The organism is Actinomycetospora sp. C-140 (assembly GCF_054796175.1).
Map to the genome: position 1 here is coordinate 81,052 of NZ_JBTWNF010000006.1, position 16,620 is coordinate 97,671.

Here is a 16,620-nt window from a genome sequence, read left to right on the forward strand (position 1 = left end):
GCATCACGCTGACCTAGGTCACGCTGACCTATGTGTGGGTGGACGTCCTGTTGCTGAGCCAGCTCGCGGCCCGGCCGTCGCACGGCTACGAGCTGCGCCGTCGGGTCGAGGCCGCCACCGGGATCAAGCTGCACAACAACTCGCTCTACCCCGCCCTGCGCCGCTTCGGCGAGGCCGGCGCGGTGACGCGCACGCTGGAGCCGCAGGAGGGCCGGCCCCCGCGGCACGTCTACACGCTGACCGACGTGGGCCGGGAGCTGCTGCACGACCAGCTCGCCGACCTGCCCGAGGAGCTCGCGGGTGACGAGGCCGAGTTCCTGGCGCGTCTCGCCGGCTTCGCGCGGCTCACCCCGGCCGAGCGCCACGGCGTGCTCGACGCCCGGCGCCACGTGCTGGCCGAGCGCCGTGCCCGGCTCGCGGGGCTCGCCGAGGCCGCCGGCTCCGCGGGGCCCGACGCGCCCGGGGATCCCTGGGCCGCGCTCGTGCTCGACGAGGTCCTGCGCCGGATCCGCGAGGAGCAGTCCTGGCTCGACCGTCTCGCGCTGCGGGCCGACGAGCCCACCACCGTCGCCGACACCACCGAGGAGAAGCCGTGACGACCATCGCCACCTCGACCGCCCACGACGACGCGCCGGACCTGCCGCAGCTGCCGTTCCCCCGCGAGGGCGTCCTGACGATCTCCCCGCTCTACGCGCGGCTGCGCGAGGCCGGGCCGGTGACGCGGGTGCGCACGCCCGCCGGCGACGTGGCGTGGCTCGCGACGCGCTACGAGGAGGCCAAGGCGCTGTTCGCCGACCGGCGCCTCGGCCGCTCGCACCCGCAGCCCGACCAGGCCGCCCGCGTCTCCGACGCCGGGGTGATGGCCGGGCCGAGCGGGGACCACGAGCACGAGGACGCCGACCACTCCGCGATGCGCAAGCTGCTGACGCCGGCGTTCTCGGCGAAGCGCATGCGGCGGCTGCACGACCGCGTCGCCGAGCTCGCCGAGGGCCTCGTCGACGACCTGCAGCCGTCCCGGGACGGCGCCGTCGACCTGCACGCCGCTTTCTCCGTCCCGCTGCCGATCTTCGTCATCTGCGAGCTGCTCGGGGTGCCGGTGGAGGACCGCGCCTACTTCAAGGGGCTCTCCGAGCGCATGGCCACCCTGACCGGGGACGACCCGCGGGTCGCCCGCGCCGAGTTCGAGCGCTACACCGCCGGGCTCGCCGAGGCCAAGCGCGCCGAGCCGGGCGAGGACGTCATCTCCGACCTCGTCGCCGCCCAGGAGCACGACCCGCGCCTGACCGACACCCGCGTCGCCGAGCTGTCCGCGGGGCTGCTGTTCGCCGGGCACGAGACGACGGTCAACCGGCTCTCGCTCGGTGTCGTGCTGCTGCTCGTGAACCCCGACGTGCGCGACCGGTTCGTCGCCGACCCCGCGGGCACCGTCGACGCCGTGGTCGAGGAGGTGCTGCGGCTCGCGGAGCCCGGCGGCATGGGGCTGCTGCGCTACGCCCACGAGGACGTCACCGTCGGCGAGGGGGACGAGGCGGTGACCATCCCGCGCGGCGACGCCGTCATGATCGTCACCAGCGCCGCCAACCGCGACACCGGGGCGTTCGGGTCGGCCGACGCCTTCGACCCGGACCGCTCCCCCAACCCGCACCTGTCGTTCGGGCACGGGCCGCACTTCTGCATCGGCGCGAGCCTCGCCCGCACCGAGCTGCGCGTCGGCCTGACGACGCTGTTCACCCGCCTGCCCGGGCTGCGCCTGGCCGTCGACCCCGAGTCGCTCACCCTGCACACCGAGCGCCTCACCGGCGGCCTGGACCGCCTGCCGGTGCGGGTGGGCTGACGCGCCTAGAGCTCCTCGCGGCGCGTCACCAGGGTCTCGGCGACCTCGCGGAGCTTGACGTTGAGGTCCTGCGACGTGCGACGGAGCACGTCGAAGGCCTCGTCGGCGCTGAGCCCGCGGCGTTCCATCAGCACGCCCTTGGCCTGCCCGATGACGTCGCGGCTCTGCAGCGCCTCGCGCAGCTGGGACTCGCGCAGCTCGGCGGCCGTGCGGCCCTGGACGGCGGCGATCGCGATGGCGGCGTGCGCGGCGAGCACGAGCGCGTGGTCGCGGTCGGCGGCGTCGAGGCCCTCGGCCGTCCACGAGTAGAAGTTCAGCGCGCCGAAGCGCGGCGGTGCGCCGCCGGGGAACATGCCGGTCGAGAGCACGGCGCCGAGCTGCAGGTCCTCCGAGGCCCGCACGCCGAACGCCGGCCACGGGGCGTCCGGGCCGAGCATGTGGTCCATCGAGGCGCCGACACCCGTGCTGTGCATCGCCGTGTGGCTGGGGCCCTCGCCCACCTCGTCCTGCAGGGCGTCGGCCAGCTGGGCGGTGGGGTGGCTGGATGCCACCGTGTCGAGCCTGCCGTCGGGACCGCGCAGCACCACCGAGACGATGTCGGCCCCGGGCACCACCCGGTGCGCCGCGTCCATCACCCGCTCCACGACGGCGACGACGCCCCCCTCGAGGGGGGCGTTGAACAGCGCGTCGGCCAGGTCGACGAACGCGTCGGCGAGACCGCGGTCGATCTCGTCGGGCTCCGACGTGCGGTCGAGGGTCATCGTGGGACACCTTCACGGGCGAGCGGGGGAACGAACCGGCCGGGAAAGTATCCGTGACGCCGCAAGGCCCGCGCGGACCAGGTGGGCGTCAGGCGACCGAGGTCACCGGGCGATCAGCTGACCGAGGCGCTTGGTGAGCTTGACGTTCTCCCGGTAGTCGACGGGCACGACGATCACCGAGGGCTTGTCGCGGCGGTCGAACGCCTCCTTGAGCGCGGGCCGGAACTCGTCGGCCGACTCGATGCGCCGGGCGTGGCAGCCGAGGCCCTGGGACACGGCGACGAGGTCGGGCGTCGTGAACTCGGTGCCGAAGTGGTGCCCGAACTCCACCTCCTGCTTCCAGGAGATCAGCCCGTAGTCGTTGTCCTCCCAGACGACGTTGACCGGCGCGACGCCGAGCCGCGTGGCCGTGGCGAGCTCGGCCATGTTCATCATGAAGCCGCCGTCGCCGGAGAGCGCCACCACGCGGCGGTCGGGCTCCACCAGGGCCGCCGACACCCCGCCCGGCACCGCGATCCCCATCGAGCAGAAGCCGTTGGAGATGATGCAGGAGTTCGGCGAGTACGTCGGATAGTGCCGCGCGACCCACATCTTGTGGGCACCGACGTCCGAGATCAAGATGTCCTCGTCGTCCATCTCGGCGCGCAGCTCGGCCAGGATGCGCTGGGGCTTCATCGGGAAGTCGCCGGTCTCGGCCTCGGCACCCGCGCCGGCCTCGGTGATCTCCTCGGTGAGCGACTCGCGCACCCGGTGGTGCAGGTGGATGTCGGGGTAGCGGTGCTCCTCGGTGAGCCCCTCGTTGATCGCCCAGAGCGTCGCGGCGACGTCGCCGACGATCTCCACCGTCGGGCGGTAGGCGTCGTCGACCTCGGCGGGGTCGAAGTCGATGTGCAGGAGCCGCTTGGTGCGCCCGATGTTCCAGCGTGCCGGCGGCCACTCGACCATGTCGTAGCCGACGGCGATGACCAGGTCGGCGGCCTCGAACACCTCGGTGACGTAGTCGCGCGACCCGAGGCCCACGGCGTAGAGGCTGCGCTCGTGGCGGTCGGACAGCGCGCCCTTGCCCATGAACGTCATGCCCGCGTAGATGCCGGTCGACTCGACGAACCGCTGCAGCTGACGGCTCACGCGGGTGCGGACGCAGCCCTGGCCGACCAGCAGCACCGGGCGCTCGGCGCGCGCGATGAGGTCGAGCGCGGCACCGATCGACTTGTCGTCGGGCACCGGGCGGCGCACCTTCTCCGGCGGCACGATCGGCGCGGCGTCGACCTCGTGCTTGGCGATGTCCTCGGGCAGCTCGACGTGCGTCGCGCCCGGCTTCTCGGCCCCCGCCAGCTTGAACGCCTTGCGCAGGACCTCGGGGATCGTGGTCTCGTCACGCAGCGAGGTCGTCCACTTGGTGATCGGCGAGAACATGTTGACCACGTTCATCGCCTGGTGCGACTCCTTGTGCAGCCGCGTCGTCGCGCCCTGCCCGGTGATCGCCACGACCGGGGAGTTGTCCATGTTCGCGTTGGCCACGCCGGTGACGAGGTTCGCCGCCCCCGGGCCCAGCGTCGACAGGCACACCCCGGGATGGCCGGTGAGCCGCCCGTAGACGTCGGCCATGAACGCGGCGCCGGCCTCGTGGTGGGTGGGCACGAAGCGCACCGAGGACTCGCGCATGGACATGAGGAGGTCGGCGTTCTCCTCGCCGGGGACCCCGAAGACGTACTCGACGCCCTCGGCCTCGAGACAACGCAGGAACAGGTCGCTGGCCCTCATGTTTTCGGTCCCACTCCCGGAGGTCGGCGCACGTCGGACCACCGTCTGATGCCCAGGTGACGGGTCCGGCACACACCCTCGGTCAGGGCGCCTGCCCGGTGCCCTGCTCGGTGACCGAGAACTCACGGATCGCGAGACCCGGCCCGCCCTGCCAGGGCTCGAACCCCGCCTGGACGTTGGTGAGGAACCACTCCGGCCGCGCGGCGCCCTGCCGCACGGCGTCCTGCACGAACTCGGTGATCGGCAGGTCCCGCGCTGCGTCGACGTACCCCCGGCGCACGTACGAGATCACGTTCACGCCGCCGTTGTCGCCGCGCCACACGTCCCAGGTCGTCCCCCCGATCGTCGCCGTGCCCTCCTGCTGCCCGATCGGGGCGATGCCGCCGTTCTCCTTCAGCCAGATCATCAGCTCGGTGCCGGTGTTCTGGCCGTCGCGGCGCGGGGTCGGGTCGGCCCAGATGTCGTAGGCGAGGTTGTAGCGCCCGGTCGGCGTCGTCGTCGCGGCGATGCTCGACGTGATGGCGCCGAGCCCGTCGATCCGGGCGGGGAGCGTCGTGCCCTCGGTGCAGGTCCGCATCCAGCAGCCGGCCATCACCGACGGGTACGCGGCGGGGCCGTCGGGCCGGTCGTGGTCGCCGGACGAGATGCCGAACCCCGTGCCGCTGGGCTGGATGCACTGCCCGTCGTCGGCACCCCACTCGTTGTTCTGGACGAGCAGCCGCCCGCCCGCCACCGCGGTCGAGCCGAACTTCTCGCAGATCGGCCCACCGACGGCCTGGACGGGGCTGGTGGTGCCGCCTCCGGTGCCGCCTCCGGTGCCGCCTCCGGTGCCGCCTCCGGTGCCGCCTCCGGTGCCGCCTCCGGTGTCGTCTCCGGTGTCGTCTCCGGTGTCGTCTCCGGTGCTCGTCGTCGTCGTGCTCGCCGGGCGGGCGGTGGCACTCGGCGTCCGGGTGCGGCTGCTCGTGCCCGTCCCCGCGCCGGTGTTGGACGCGTCGGTGCCGCCGCCCCCCGCGGCGCGGCCGGAGCCCTCGCCCGGACCGGCGGCGCTCGCCCCGTCGCCCTCCTCGGTGGCCGTCCCGCTCGCCCCGGCGAGCCCGGACACGGACGCGAGGCTCTCGCCGATCTTGAGGTCGTTGAGGAAGAGGCTCGCGGGGCGGGCGTCGCCGCCCGGGTCGCGGTAGACGCCGGTCTTCAGGTAGTCGAAGTCGTCGATCATCGTGCCGCGGGGTGGCCGGAAGTCGGCCAGCACCTGCTGGCCCTCGCGGTACACCGAGACGGACCCGCCGCCGACCTCGAAGCGGATGTCGAGCTGCACGGCGAGGTTCCGGCCGGCCTGCACCGGGCCGAGGTCGCGCACGCGGTCGCCGACGTTGGCGAGCCACAGGTGCCCCTCGACGATCTCCAGCGCCACGGGCGGCGACGTGTTCGTCCCGCCGTCGTGGAGCTGCCAGACGACCTGCCAGGAGTTCGTGTCGACGGGGAAGTCGGCCGGCAGGAACGCGCTGTAGCCGAAGAACAGGCGCTGACCGGCGCGGATGTCCTGGGCCTCCTCGGGGCGGACCTCCGAGCGCTTGGCGCCCTGGGGCACCTCGAGCTTGACCACCCGGCGGCCGGACACGTTCGGGCTCTCGACCTCCTCGGGGTTCTGCCCGCCGTCCTCGACGTTGCCGCCGTTGGAGTCCTGGAAGCCCGCGAGTCCGGACGTGAGCGACCACAGCGCGTCCGTGGCCTGACCTGCGCTCCCCGCGCTCCCGGAGCTGCCGGAGCCGCCGGCGTTCCCGCCGGACCCCTCGCCGCCCGCCGAGCCGGCCGATCCGCCGTCCCGCCCCGAGCCGCCGCCCTGACCCGTGACGTCACCCTGATCGGAGGCGTCGGCGTCACCCGTGGGCGTCGCGCGGGGCGCCGTCGTCGAGCCGGTGGTGCTGCGGGTCGTGCTGCCGGCGGAGCCGCCGCCCGATCCCCCGCTGCCCGATCCCCCGCTGCCCGTTCCCCCACTGCCCGTTCCCCCACTGCCCGATCCCCCACTGCCCGATCCCCCACTGCCCGACCCCCCGCTGCCGCCGCGGCCCGTGGCCGGCGCCTCACCGGGCGGCGTGGTCGGGCGCGGGGACGACTCGGTCGCCCTCCCCGTGCCCCCCGTGGAACCCGTGGACCCCGCGGACCCGCCGGCGTCGGGCGCCGTCGTGGGGGTCGCCGCCCCGCCGGAGCCCGGTGCCGTCGTCGCCGGTGCTGTCGTCGCCGCCGCGCCGCCCGATCCGTCACCGGCGCCACCCGAGCCCGTGTCGTACCCGCCCCCGGCCCCACCCGTGCCGGCGCCGCCGGCACCCGGCGACGTCGTCGCCGTCGCGCCTCCCGTGTCCCCTCCGGTGCCCGTGTCGTACCCGCCCCCGGCCCCACCCGTGCCGGCACCGCCGGCACCCGGCGAGGTCGTCGCCGTGGCGCCTCCCGCACCCGCGCCGCCCGTGGTGCCCGCGTCGTCGGAGTAGGCCCCGCCGTCGTCCGCCGCGGCACCGCCTCCCGGCGCCGTCGTCCCGGGTGCCGTCGTCCCGGGTGCCGTCGTCCCGGGTGCCGTCGTCCCCGGCGCCGTCGTCCCCGGTGCCGTCGTCCCCGGTGCCGTCGTCCCCGGTGCCGTCGTCCCCGGTGCCGTCGTGCCGGGCGCCGCGGTGCCGGCGCCGGGCAGGCCACCCGCGCCGGGGGTCGTCGTGGCCCCGGGAGCGCCGGTCGGGCCCGCGCCGCCCGGCGCCGTGCTCGACGCCGCGGCCCCCGGCTGGGCGGCACCGGACGCCGGGAGGGATGTGATGAGGCGACCCAGAGAGTCCGATGCCCAGCGGGTCGCCGGGGTGCTCGGGGCCAGCTCGAGCTGCGGGTAGTCGATGTGGGCAGGCGCCGCGACGGCCTGCTCGAGCGGCGGCGCGGCCGACCCGGCCGGCGTGGCGCACACCGGGTCCTGCGGCGCGCAGATCTCGATCGTGCGCGCCCGCAGCGTGCCGAAGCCGCCCGGCCGCGCCGGGAGCACGCCCTGACCCGTCACGCCGTCGGGGACGGTGCGCGCGGTCGCGTCGCGGGCGGGGTCGCCGAAGAGCCCGACCGCGACGACGCGGTCGGCGGGCACCCGGGCCTCCTGGCCGTTGCCGACCCGACCGGCGAGGTCGCCGGCGACGTGCGCGCCCTGGGAGTAGCCGAACAGCATGATCCGGCTGTCCGGGCACGCCGCGACCTGCGCGGCGACCTGGTCGCCCAGCGCCGTGACGGCCTGCTGCTCGCCCGCGGAGTAGGACGCGCCGGCCTCGGGCCCCGGGACCGCCACCACGGCGAGCCGCGGGCCGACGCGCTGCACCAGCGGGTCGGTGATCGCCGCGAGGGTGTCGCCGCCCGCCGCGCCGCCGCCGTTGACCGCGAAGAGGGTGACGTCGCGGCACTCCACCGGCGCCGTCGGGGCGGCGAGGTCGACCACGCCCGTGCTCACCGCTCCGGCCGCGCCGACCACGAGGGACGTCAGCAGGGCGGCGCCCGCGGCGAGCGCGCCCCAGGGCCGGCGCGGGCCGGAGGACCGTCGGCGATCCGTCGCCGCCCACGCGTCGCCGCCGGACGATGACCGCCGCATCCCTCGCCCTCCGCCGGCGCGCCCGGCCGCACGGCCGGGACGGGGCGGGGACCGCGGCTGTCCCGATCGACCCCGATCCGGCACGGCGCGGCTCGCCCTCGCCCGGTCAGCGTCGGCGACCGCGGCGGGCCGTGGGTGCCGTTTCGCGGAATCCGGACAAGAGTTCGCGATCGCAAAGCGGATCGCTGCTCCGGCCGGACCTAGCCGAGGGCGTCGTGCAGGAACTCGACCTGGAGCAGGAGGAGGTTCTCGGCCACGACCTCCTGCGGCGTCATGTGCGTGACGCCGGAGAGCGGCAGGACGGTGTGGGGGTGGCCCGCCGCGAGGAGCGACGACGAGAGCTGCAGCGTGTGCGCCGCGACGACGTTGTCGTCGGCGAGCCCGTGGATCAGCATCAACGGTCGCACGGGCGCGGCCGTGCCCGGGTCGGCGAGCAGGGAGGTCCGCGCGTAGGCGTCCGGCTCCTCGTCGGGGTGACCAAGGTAGCGCTCGGTGTAGTGGGTGTCGTAGAGGCGCCAGTCGGTCACCGGCGCCCCCGCGACCGCCGCGTGGAAGACGTCGGGCCTGCGCAGCACCGCGAGGGCGGCGAGGTACCCGCCGAACGACCAGCCGCGGATGCCGACGCGGTCGAGGTCGAGGTCCCCGACCTGTTCGGCGGCGGCGTGCAGCGCCGTGACCTGGTCGTCGAGCACCGGGCCGGCGACGTCGCCGCGCACGGCCCGCTCGTAGGCCGAGCCGCGGCCGGGCGTCCCGCGCCCGTCGGCGACCACGACCGCGAAACCCTGGTCGGCGAACCACTGGCTGGTCAGGAACGCGCCCCGGGCCGCCAGGACGCGTTGCGAGTGCGGCCCGCCGTACGGGTCGAGCAGCACGGGCAGCGTCCGCGAGCCCGGGACGTGGCCCCGGGGCAGCAGCACGGCCACCGAGGGCCCGCCCGGCCCGGTCGCGACGCGGCGGACCGCGGGCTCGAGGTCCGGGGACAGCGCGTTCGACACCACCGCGACCGTGCCGCCGTCGGCGCGGAGGATCTCGGTGCGGGTGCCGTCGGTGTCGAGGTCGCCACCCGCGAGCACGGTGGTCCCGCCCGCCCGGCGCCCCGACCAGACGCCGTACTGCGGCCCGACCCGCCGCGCGCCGTCGTCGCGGGACCACGTCCACACCGTGACGTCCTCGGGCCGCTCCGAGGCCGTGAAGAGGACGGTCGCGCCGTCGACGTCCGCGACGCCGCGCACCTGCAGACCCGGCGGGGTGACGGGCTCGCCGTCGACCAGGAGCCGGCGCGTGTCGTCCCGGTCGGCGCAGCGCACGAGGGCGCCGTCGGGCAGGTGCGCGGGCACCCCGGGCACCAGGTCGACCCAGGCGTCGTCGACCTCGCCGACGACGGGGTCGACGGCCCCGGTGTCGGGGTCGACGCTCAGCAGGTCGATGCGTCGCTGGTCGCGGGTGGAGACGGTGGCGAGCAGGTCGTGGGTGTCCCAGGTGACGTCGGCGAGGTACTCGGTGCCCGCCGGCAGCTCGACCGGCGTGCGGGTGCCGTCGAGGTCGACCAGGTGCAGCGACACCGCGGCGTTGGGCGTGCCCGCGGCCGGGTAGGGCATCTCGGTCGGCCGGCGCTCCGGGTGCGCGGGGTCCGCGATCCACCAGCGCGTCACCGGCGCGTCGTCGACGCGCGCGACGGCCAGCTGCGACCCGTCGGGCGACCACCAGAACCCTCGGTAGCGGTTCATCTCCTCGGCGGCCACGAACTCCGCGAGCCCCCACGTGACACCCGGTGCGTCGCCCTCCTCCGGCGCGGCGAGGACGTGGGTGGTGCCGGTGGAGCGCTCGTGCACGTGCAGCGCGCCGCCGCGCACGAAGGCGACGCGGGCGCCGGTCGGGTCGGGGCGCGGGTCGACCACCGGCCCGTCGACGGGCAGCGGCTCGGGGCGCGCACCGGGGGCGAGCTCGACGGTGAACGCCCGGCCCGAGAGCACGAAGACGGCCAGGCGCGCGGCGGCGTCGAGGGCGTACTCCACGACGCCGCCCGACTGCTCCCGCACCCGCTCGCGGCGGGCCCGCTCCTCGGGCGGGAGGTCCTCCTCGCCGGGGACGTCGAGCTCGCGGGGATCGACGAGCAGGTGCTCCTCACCGCTCGCGACGTCGAGCAACCACAGGCACGTCACCGGGTCGTCGCCGCCCCGGCTGCGCAGCAGCACCACCCGCCCGCCGTCGGGCGAGACCGTGGGCCTGCGGGGCGCCCCGAGCGTGAACCGGCGCGTCGCGGCCTGGCGGCGCGGGAAGCTTGCGGTGGGGTCGACGGGCACGGCCCGCAGTCTGCCCTCCGCGGCGCGCCGAGGCCCGAACCCGGTCGCCCGCGCCCGATAGGCTCGCGGCGTGGCGGAGACGGAACGGCACAAGATCGCCCTGACCGGGATCAAGCCCAGCGGGGAGCCGCATCTGGGCAACTACGTCGGCGCGATCCGGCCGGCCCTCGAGCTCGCGCGCACCGCGGACTTCGACTCCCGGTACTTCATCGCCGACCACCACGCCCTGACGGGGACGCCCGCCGCCGGCGACATCGCCGCGTGGACCCGGTCGGTCGCCGCGACGTGGATCGCCGCGGGTCTCGATCCCGAGCGCACGGTGTTCTACAAGCAGTCCGACGTCCCCGAGACGTTCGAGCTGACCTGGATCCTCTCCTGCGTCACCGGCAAGGGACTGATGAACCGGGCGCACGCCTACAAGGCGGCCCGCGACCGCAACGTCGAGGCCGGGGACGACCCGGACGCCGGGATCAACATGGGGCTCTACGAGTACCCCGTGCTCATGGCGGCCGACATCCTGATCATGGAGTCGGACCTCGTGCCGGTGGGACGCGACCAGCTCCAGCACGTCGAGATCGCCGCCGACGTGGCGGGCAGCTTCAACCACCGGTACGGCGAGGGCTACCGCCTGCGGATCCCCGAGGCGGTCGTGCCCCCCGAGACGACGGGTCACACGCTGCCCGGGCTCGACGGCCGCAAGATGAGCAAGTCCTACGACAACTACATCCCGCTCTTCCTGCCCGCGCCCCAGCTCAAGAAGCTGGTGCGGCGCATCCCGACCGACTCCACGCCGGTCGAGGCGCCGAAGGACCCGGACTCGTCGGCGGTGTTCCAGATCCTCGCGCAGTTCGCCGAGCCCGACGTGCTGGCCGACACCCGCAAGCGCCTCGAGGCTGGCGGCGTGGGCTGGGGCGACCTCAAGAACCAGCTCGCCGAGGTGCTCGAGCAGACGCTGGGCCCCCTGCGGGAGCGCTACGCGGAGCTCGTCGCCCCGGGCAGCGAGCTCGACGCGATCCTCGCCCGCGGCGGGGAGATCGCCCGCGAGCAGGCGACCCGGACGCTGCGCGGGGTGCGCCGCGCGGTCGGGGTCGAGGCGTAGCGAGGCCCGTCAGCCGATCGCCGTCGTGCGGTCGGCACTCTCCGTGTGGGGGCGCGGAGCGGGCAGACCGGCGACGAGCCCGTCCCAGCCGCCGCGGCGGCCCATCTCCTCGGGAGTGGCCGGGACCTCGGGCAGGTCGCCGAGCCAGAGCCGCAGCGGTCCGGTGTCGAGCGGTCGCAGCGCGCCCTCGGGGTCGGTCGCCTCGGCGCGGCGACGCAGCCACGTGCCCAGCGCCAGCGCGGTGCCGACGGAGGCGACGCACCAGCCGACCACCAGGACGGCGACCCACATGAGGACCGGCACGAGCACCTCCGAACGTCGACGGGGAAGCGAGGTGACCCAGCGTGCTCGACGGACCACCGCGTGCGTTCTCGCTGAGGATGACATCCCGAGCCGACCGGCGGGTAGGGCCTCACTCGATCGGATGCCGACGATCCGACCGTCGGACGTCCGTCACGGACCGTTCACGGTCGACGTCGCCCGTTCGTCGACCGAGACGGCCCCCTCGTCGCGCTCTCGACCGCTGCGCTCAACCAGCTGACCGGTCGGCGTCCAGCGCCGCCGCGATACTCCGCGCGACGGCGGCCGACTCGTCCGAGGAGCCGTACGGGTGGCGGGGCCCGAGGAAGAATCGCAGACCGTCCTTGGGACGCCGCGGGATCACGTGCAGGTGCAGGTGCGGCACGGACTGACTGACGACGTTGTTGACGAGGATCAGCGACCCCGTGGCGTCCATCGCGGCCTCGACCGCGCGCTCCAGGCGTTGCGCCAGCGCCGTGAAGTGCGGCAGCTGGTCGCCCGGCAGGTCGGCGAGGGTCTGGACGTGCGTGCGCGGCACCAGCAGCACGTGCCCGTGGAACACCGGGGTCTTGTCGAGGAACGCCACCGTGGACCCGTCGCTGTGCACGACGTCCGCCGACGCCTCGCCGGCGACGATCGCGCAGAAGGCACAGGGCTTGCTCGGCCGCGGACTCATGCGCCGGAGCGTGGCAGGTGCCACGGACCGGGACGCATCGGCCCGGTCCGTGCGTTGCACCGATCATGGGAGCGCCGAGGATGCTGGTGATCGGGCACGAGCCCCCCGCCGAGAGCGTGGTCGTGGCCGCGGGCACGCTGCCGGGCTGGGCCGCCGACCGCGGGATCGAGGTCGTGCCGGGCGTGGCCGGCGAGCCGCTGCCCGATCCCGCGACGATCGACGCGATCGCGGTGCTGGGGTCGGTGCAGGGGGCCTGGGACGACGCGGTGCCGTGGCTCGCCGACGAGATCGCCTACCTGCGGGCCGCGATCGCCGCCGGTGTCCCGGTGCTCGGCATCTGCTTCGGCGGCCAGCTGCTGGCCCGCGTGCTCGGCGGTACCGCGCACCCCGCGGACGGCCGGCACGAGAACGGCTGGCGGGGTATCACCACGCACGCCCCGGACGTCGTCGCGCCCGGTCCGTGGATGGAGTTCCACTTCGACACCTTCACCGCGCCGCCGGAGGCCGAGGTGCTGGCCGTCTCGCAGCGGTGCACGCAGGCGTTCCGGACCGGGCCGCACGTCGGCGTGCAGTTCCACCCCGAGATCACGCCGGCCGAGCTCGGGACCTGGATGGCGCGCTGGGCCGGCACGCCGCTCGAGGCGCGCCTGCCCGAGCTGGGTGTCGACCAGGACGCGCTGCGCGAGGAGACCGCCGCGCGCGCCGAGGAGTCCCGGGCGGCCAGCTGGGTGCTGTTCGACGCGTTCGCCGAGCGGGCGGGCCTCACCCGCGATGTCATGGTGCGGTGATGACGTCTCCGCCGGAGATGAAGGTCCGCATCGGGATCGGCGCCGGACCCTCGCGCCACGACCCGGCCGCCGCGACCCTCGAGCTGGTCGACGGCTGCGAGCAGCGCGGCATCGACTCGGTCTGGTTCCCCGACCGCATGGCCGCCCCGGCCGTCGAGCCGCTCGTGGCGATGGGCTGGGCCGTGGGTCGCACGAGCGCGCTCAAGGTCGGCAGCGGCGTCATCGTCCTGCCCGGCCGCAACCCCGCCGTGGTCGCCGCCCAGCTGTCGTCGCTGGCCGCGCTCGCCCCGCGCCGGATCCTCCCGGTGTTCGGGCTGCGCCCGGCGACGGCGGCCGAACGCACCGCGTACCCCGTGCCCGGCCCGCGCGCCGCGGTGTTCGAGGAGGCCCTGACCGTCGTGCGGCGGCTGCTCACCGAGGAGTCGGTGACGTTCCACGGCGAGTTCCTCACCCTCGACGACGCCGTCGTGGAGCCGCGCCCCGCCCGCCCGCTCGACCTGTGGCTCGGGGGTCTCGTGCCGGCGGCGCTGGACCGCGTCGGGCGTCTCGGTGACGGGTGGCTCGCCTCGTTCGTCACCCCGGCCGAGGCCGGCGCCGCCCGCGCGGCCATCGCCGCGGCGGCCGCCCGCGCCGACCGGGAGGTCGAGGAGGACCACTACGGCACCAACCTGCTCGTCGTGCCGCCGGGCAGCTCGCCGGAGGACGTCGACCGGGCGCGGGCGGCGTCGGCCCACCGCCGTCCCGAGCTCGATCCCGCCGATCTCCTCGCCGACGAGTGGGACCACGCGCGCCGGCAGGTGCAGCGGTTCGTCGACGAGGGCATCACCAAGTTCGTGGTGCGCCCCGCCGTCGCGCCGCCGTCGTGGCCGGGGTTCCTCGACGAGCTCGCCGAGCACCTGGTCCCGCTCGAGACCTAGAGTCCGCGGCTGCCGAGCACGCGCGTCAGCGCGATCTCCAGGATGACGCGGGCGGGGTTCACGCGCGGGGGCTGGTAGCGGCGGGCGTAGCGCGCCTCGGCGTCGGCCACCACCGCCGGGTCGTCACGCACCACGGCCAGACCCTCGAGGGTCGACCAGCGCCGGCGCTCGACCTGGTTCACCGCCACGCGGGCGCCGCCCTCCCCCGCGGCCCGCACGTGGCGCGCCTTCGCGCTGTGGCCCGAGGTGAGGACGCGCACGATCGCGGTGTCGAGATCGAGCACGGCGTTCACGGGCACGAGGTGCGGCGACCCGTCCCGGCGCAGCGTGGTGATCGTGCAGAGGTGGCGCTCGGTCCAGAACTGCGCGAACTCCTCGCCCCGCGCGCGCAGGTCGGCCGGGGTGACGGTCGGCGTCGTGGGCACCGCCCGATGGTGCCGTCCGGTGGGCCGGCCCCGATCACCCGGTCGGCGTGCGCGTGACCGTGCCGGTGAGCCACGCCCAGAACCGCGGGTCCATCGGCGACGTCGTCGGGATCACCATCTGCGGCTCGACCCGGGCGGCGCTGGTGGCGTCGCCGGAGTCGTCGCTGCTGCTGCCCGAGTCGCTCTCGCCGGTGGCCACGGTGCGCCGCGAGGTCGGGCCGCCGGTGGAGGACGCGTCGTCGCTGCTCGCGTCGTCGCTCGCCGCGTCGGCGGACCCGGTGTCATCGGACCCCGTGTCGTCGCTGCTCGTCTCGTCGGAGGCCGTCGGGCGGACGCTCGGGTCGGACGACGAGTCGGAGGACGACTCGGAGGACGACTCGGAGGTGGTGCGCGAGCGGCTGGAGGTGCCGGTCCGGTCGCCCCCGGCCGTCGCGGTGGCGCCCCCCGCCGACGCGGTGGCCGACCCGTTGCCCGCCGAGGCGGAGGCCGACCCGGCGCGGGCCGAGGTCGACGTGGCGTCCCCGGAGTCCCCGGAGTCGCCGGTGTCTCCGGACTCCTCGCCGCGCCCGGCGGTCGTGGTCGGGTCGGCCGACCCGGTGTCGCCGTCGTCCGACCCGGACGCCGTCGTGCCCGGTGAGCCGGTGCGGCTGCGGGCCTCCGGCTCGGACCGCGTGGTCAGCGATGCCCCGGTGGTCGGGTCGACCGTCGTGGTGGTGCCGGCGGCCGGGTCGCGGGTGGTCGTGACGCCCGTGGACGGGTCGGTGGTCGTGACCGGGCCCTGGGCGGGCTGGTCGTCCGCGCCACCGGTCCGGCCCGCCGCGCCGCCGTCCTCGCCGCCGCTGCCGGGGACGCTCGTGGCGTCGCTGGGCAGGGGCCAGCCCTCCGGGGTGGACACGGGCACCGAGCGCTCGGCCGAGCCGCTCCCGGTCCCGCCGCCCTGGCCGGGCTCGCCGTAGGTCGGCCAGCCCTCGGGCGTCGACGCCGGGCCCGCGGAGCCGGTGGGCAGCTCCAGCGTCGGTGCACCGCCGGTGGTCGTGACCCCTCCCGCCGGCGTGCCGCCGCCACCCGGGCGGCGCTGCGCCGGGGTGTCCGCCGGGGTGTCGGCCGTGGTGTCGGCCGGGGTCTCGGCAGGGGTACGCGCGGGGGTGTCCGCGGGGGACGGCTCGCCGCGGCGGTCGTTCCCGCCACCGCGCTCCTCGCGATCCCCGCCGCCGTTCCCGCCTCCGTTCCCACCGCCGTTCCCGCCTCCGTTCCCGCCGCCGTTCCCGCCGCCGTTCCCACCGCCGTTCCCGGGCAGCGCGTCGGCGAGGTCGGGCAGGAGGCCCCCACCGCGGTCGTCGTCGCCGGCACCGCCGCCACCGCCGCCGTCACCGTCGCGGCCACTGCCGGCGCCGTTCCCACCACCGTTCCCACCACCGTTCCCACCACCGTTCCCACCACCGTTCCCACCACCGTTCCCACCACCGCGGCCCTCACGGGAGCCGGTGGGCTCATCGCGCGTGGGGTCGGGCAGCAACGGCAGGTCCAGCACCGGGCCGGGGTCGTCATCGGTCGCCCGCGGCCCCGTCCGCGGCGGCTGCGTGGGCCCCGCGCCGCCGGTGTCCGGCGCCGCGGTGGGGCCGGGTGAGCTGCCGGCACCGGGCAGCGGCACCGGGAGGAGGTCGGGTGTCAGCTGGTCGAACCCCGGGGGCGGGGTCACCGGCTGCTCGCCGCCCGGGTACGACGGCTCCCCCGGCGCGGCCCGCGGGGTGTCGAGCGGGCGGGAGCCGGGCAGCGGGATGGGCGTCAGCGGCGGGGCCACGTCGTCGGGGAGGGCGCCGTCGGGGAGGGCCTGCGCGGTGTCGGGGGCGTCGACGGAGGGGGTGGAGGTCTCGCCGGAGGGGACGCCGGAGCCGAACTCGCCGTCGGAGGAACCGTCGACGTCGGCCGAGGTGGTCGGCGCGTCGGTGGTCGAGCCCGTGAGGCCCGTGGCGTCGTCCCGAGGTCCCGGCACGACCGCGCTGCCGACACCGACCATCGCGGCGACGAGCGCCACGGTGAACAGGCCGGTGATCACGATGTTGCGCGGCGTCCGGAACGGCCACGGTCGCGGACGCGGTGCCGGGTTCCAGCCTCGGGACGAGGTGGACGGCATTCGACCCCCTTCGAA

General features: G+C 75.8%; 13 protein-coding genes. 5 read left to right on the plus strand and 8 right to left on the minus strand.

Going from position 1 to position 16,620, the window contains the following annotated elements; translation table 11 throughout:
- Positions 1–32 precede the first annotated feature (32 nt).
- A complete protein-coding gene (locus ACR9E3_RS12075; protein WP_460380530.1) occupies positions 33–596 on the plus strand; it encodes a PadR family transcriptional regulator in 564 nt (187 codons plus the stop codon).
- Complete coding sequence (locus ACR9E3_RS12080; RefSeq protein WP_460380531.1) at positions 593–1,834, plus strand: cytochrome P450; 1,242 nt, start codon at positions 593–595, stop codon at positions 1,832–1,834. Before ACR9E3_RS12075 ends, ACR9E3_RS12080 begins: the two co-directional genes overlap by 4 nt.
- Positions 1,835–1,839: 5 nt before the next feature.
- Here ACR9E3_RS12080 and ACR9E3_RS12085 read toward each other — a convergent pair whose 3' ends face one another.
- The 4 genes from ACR9E3_RS12085 to ACR9E3_RS12100 form a co-directional block, all read right to left on the minus strand.
- Positions 1,840–2,595, minus strand: a complete 756-nt coding sequence (locus tag ACR9E3_RS12085) for an ANTAR domain-containing protein (protein ID WP_460380532.1) — start codon at positions 2,593–2,595, stop codon at positions 1,840–1,842.
- Positions 2,596–2,697: 102 nt separating this feature from the next.
- Positions 2,698–4,359, minus strand: coding sequence for an acetolactate synthase large subunit (locus ACR9E3_RS12090; RefSeq protein WP_460380533.1), 1,662 nt, complete (start codon positions 4,357–4,359; stop codon positions 2,698–2,700).
- Positions 4,360–4,441: 82 nt separating this feature from the next.
- Positions 4,442–7,963 carry a GH12 family glycosyl hydrolase domain-containing protein gene (locus ACR9E3_RS12095; RefSeq protein WP_460380534.1) on the minus strand — a complete coding sequence of 1,174 codons (3,522 nt, stop codon included), beginning with the start codon at positions 7,961–7,963 and terminating at the stop codon, positions 4,442–4,444.
- Between the two features lie 200 nt (positions 7,964–8,163).
- Positions 8,164–10,266: a prolyl oligopeptidase family serine peptidase gene (locus ACR9E3_RS12100; RefSeq protein WP_460380535.1), complete on the minus strand. Its 2,103-nt coding sequence runs from the start codon at positions 10,264–10,266 to the stop codon at positions 8,164–8,166.
- Between the two features lie 70 nt (positions 10,267–10,336).
- Between ACR9E3_RS12100 and ACR9E3_RS12105 the strand changes: the two genes are divergently transcribed.
- Complete coding sequence (locus ACR9E3_RS12105; RefSeq protein WP_460380536.1) at positions 10,337–11,365, plus strand: tryptophan--tRNA ligase; 1,029 nt, start codon at positions 10,337–10,339, stop codon at positions 11,363–11,365.
- Between the two features lie 9 nt (positions 11,366–11,374).
- Here ACR9E3_RS12105 and ACR9E3_RS12110 read toward each other — a convergent pair whose 3' ends face one another.
- Positions 11,375–11,674: a hypothetical protein gene (locus ACR9E3_RS12110; RefSeq protein ID WP_460380537.1), complete on the minus strand. Its 300-nt coding sequence runs from the start codon at positions 11,672–11,674 to the stop codon at positions 11,375–11,377.
- Positions 11,675–11,894: 220 nt separating this feature from the next.
- On the minus strand, positions 11,895–12,341 hold the full coding sequence (locus ACR9E3_RS12115; RefSeq protein WP_460380538.1) for an HIT family protein: 447 nt from the start codon (positions 12,339–12,341) through the stop codon (positions 11,895–11,897).
- A gap of 80 nt (positions 12,342–12,421) precedes the next feature.
- Between ACR9E3_RS12115 and ACR9E3_RS12120 the strand changes: the two genes are divergently transcribed.
- Positions 12,422–13,129, plus strand: a complete 708-nt coding sequence (locus ACR9E3_RS12120) for a type 1 glutamine amidotransferase (RefSeq protein WP_460380539.1) — start codon at positions 12,422–12,424, stop codon at positions 13,127–13,129.
- Positions 13,129–14,046 (plus strand): TIGR03854 family LLM class F420-dependent oxidoreductase, encoded by a 918-nt coding sequence (locus ACR9E3_RS12125; protein WP_460380540.1) that lies wholly within the window; start codon positions 13,129–13,131, stop codon positions 14,044–14,046. Before ACR9E3_RS12120 ends, ACR9E3_RS12125 begins: the two co-directional genes overlap by 1 nt.
- Here ACR9E3_RS12125 and ACR9E3_RS12130 read toward each other — a convergent pair.
- Together ACR9E3_RS12130 and ACR9E3_RS12135 are read right to left on the minus strand one after the other, a co-directional pair.
- Complete coding sequence (locus tag ACR9E3_RS12130) at positions 14,043–14,471, minus strand: pyridoxamine 5'-phosphate oxidase family protein (RefSeq protein ID WP_460380541.1); 429 nt, start codon at positions 14,469–14,471, stop codon at positions 14,043–14,045. The genes ACR9E3_RS12125 and ACR9E3_RS12130 overlap by 4 nt on opposite strands.
- A 34-nt stretch (positions 14,472–14,505) precedes the next feature.
- Positions 14,506–16,527, minus strand: coding sequence for a hypothetical protein (locus ACR9E3_RS12135; protein WP_460380542.1), 2,022 nt, complete (start codon positions 16,525–16,527; stop codon positions 14,506–14,508).
- Positions 16,528–16,620: the final 93 nt, after the last annotated feature.

Excerpts from the sequence above, each read along its gene's own strand:
- ACR9E3_RS12085 (WP_460380532.1), bottom strand. The coding sequence starts at position 2,595 with ATGACCCTCGACCGCACGTCGGAGCCCGACGAGATCGACCGCGGTCTC.
- ACR9E3_RS12090 (WP_460380533.1), bottom strand. The coding sequence starts at position 4,359 with ATGAGGGCCAGCGACCTGTTCCTGCGTTGTCTCGAGGCCGAGGGCGTC.
- ACR9E3_RS12095 (WP_460380534.1), bottom strand. The coding sequence starts at position 7,963 with ATGCGGCGGTCATCGTCCGGCGGCGACGCGTGGGCGGCGACGGATCGC.
- ACR9E3_RS12115 (WP_460380538.1), bottom strand. The coding sequence starts at position 12,341 with ATGAGTCCGCGGCCGAGCAAGCCCTGTGCCTTCTGCGCGATCGTCGCC.
- ACR9E3_RS12120 (WP_460380539.1), top strand. The coding sequence starts at position 12,422 with ATGCTGGTGATCGGGCACGAGCCCCCCGCCGAGAGCGTGGTCGTGGCC.
- ACR9E3_RS12125 (WP_460380540.1), top strand. The coding sequence starts at position 13,129 with ATGACGTCTCCGCCGGAGATGAAGGTCCGCATCGGGATCGGCGCCGGA.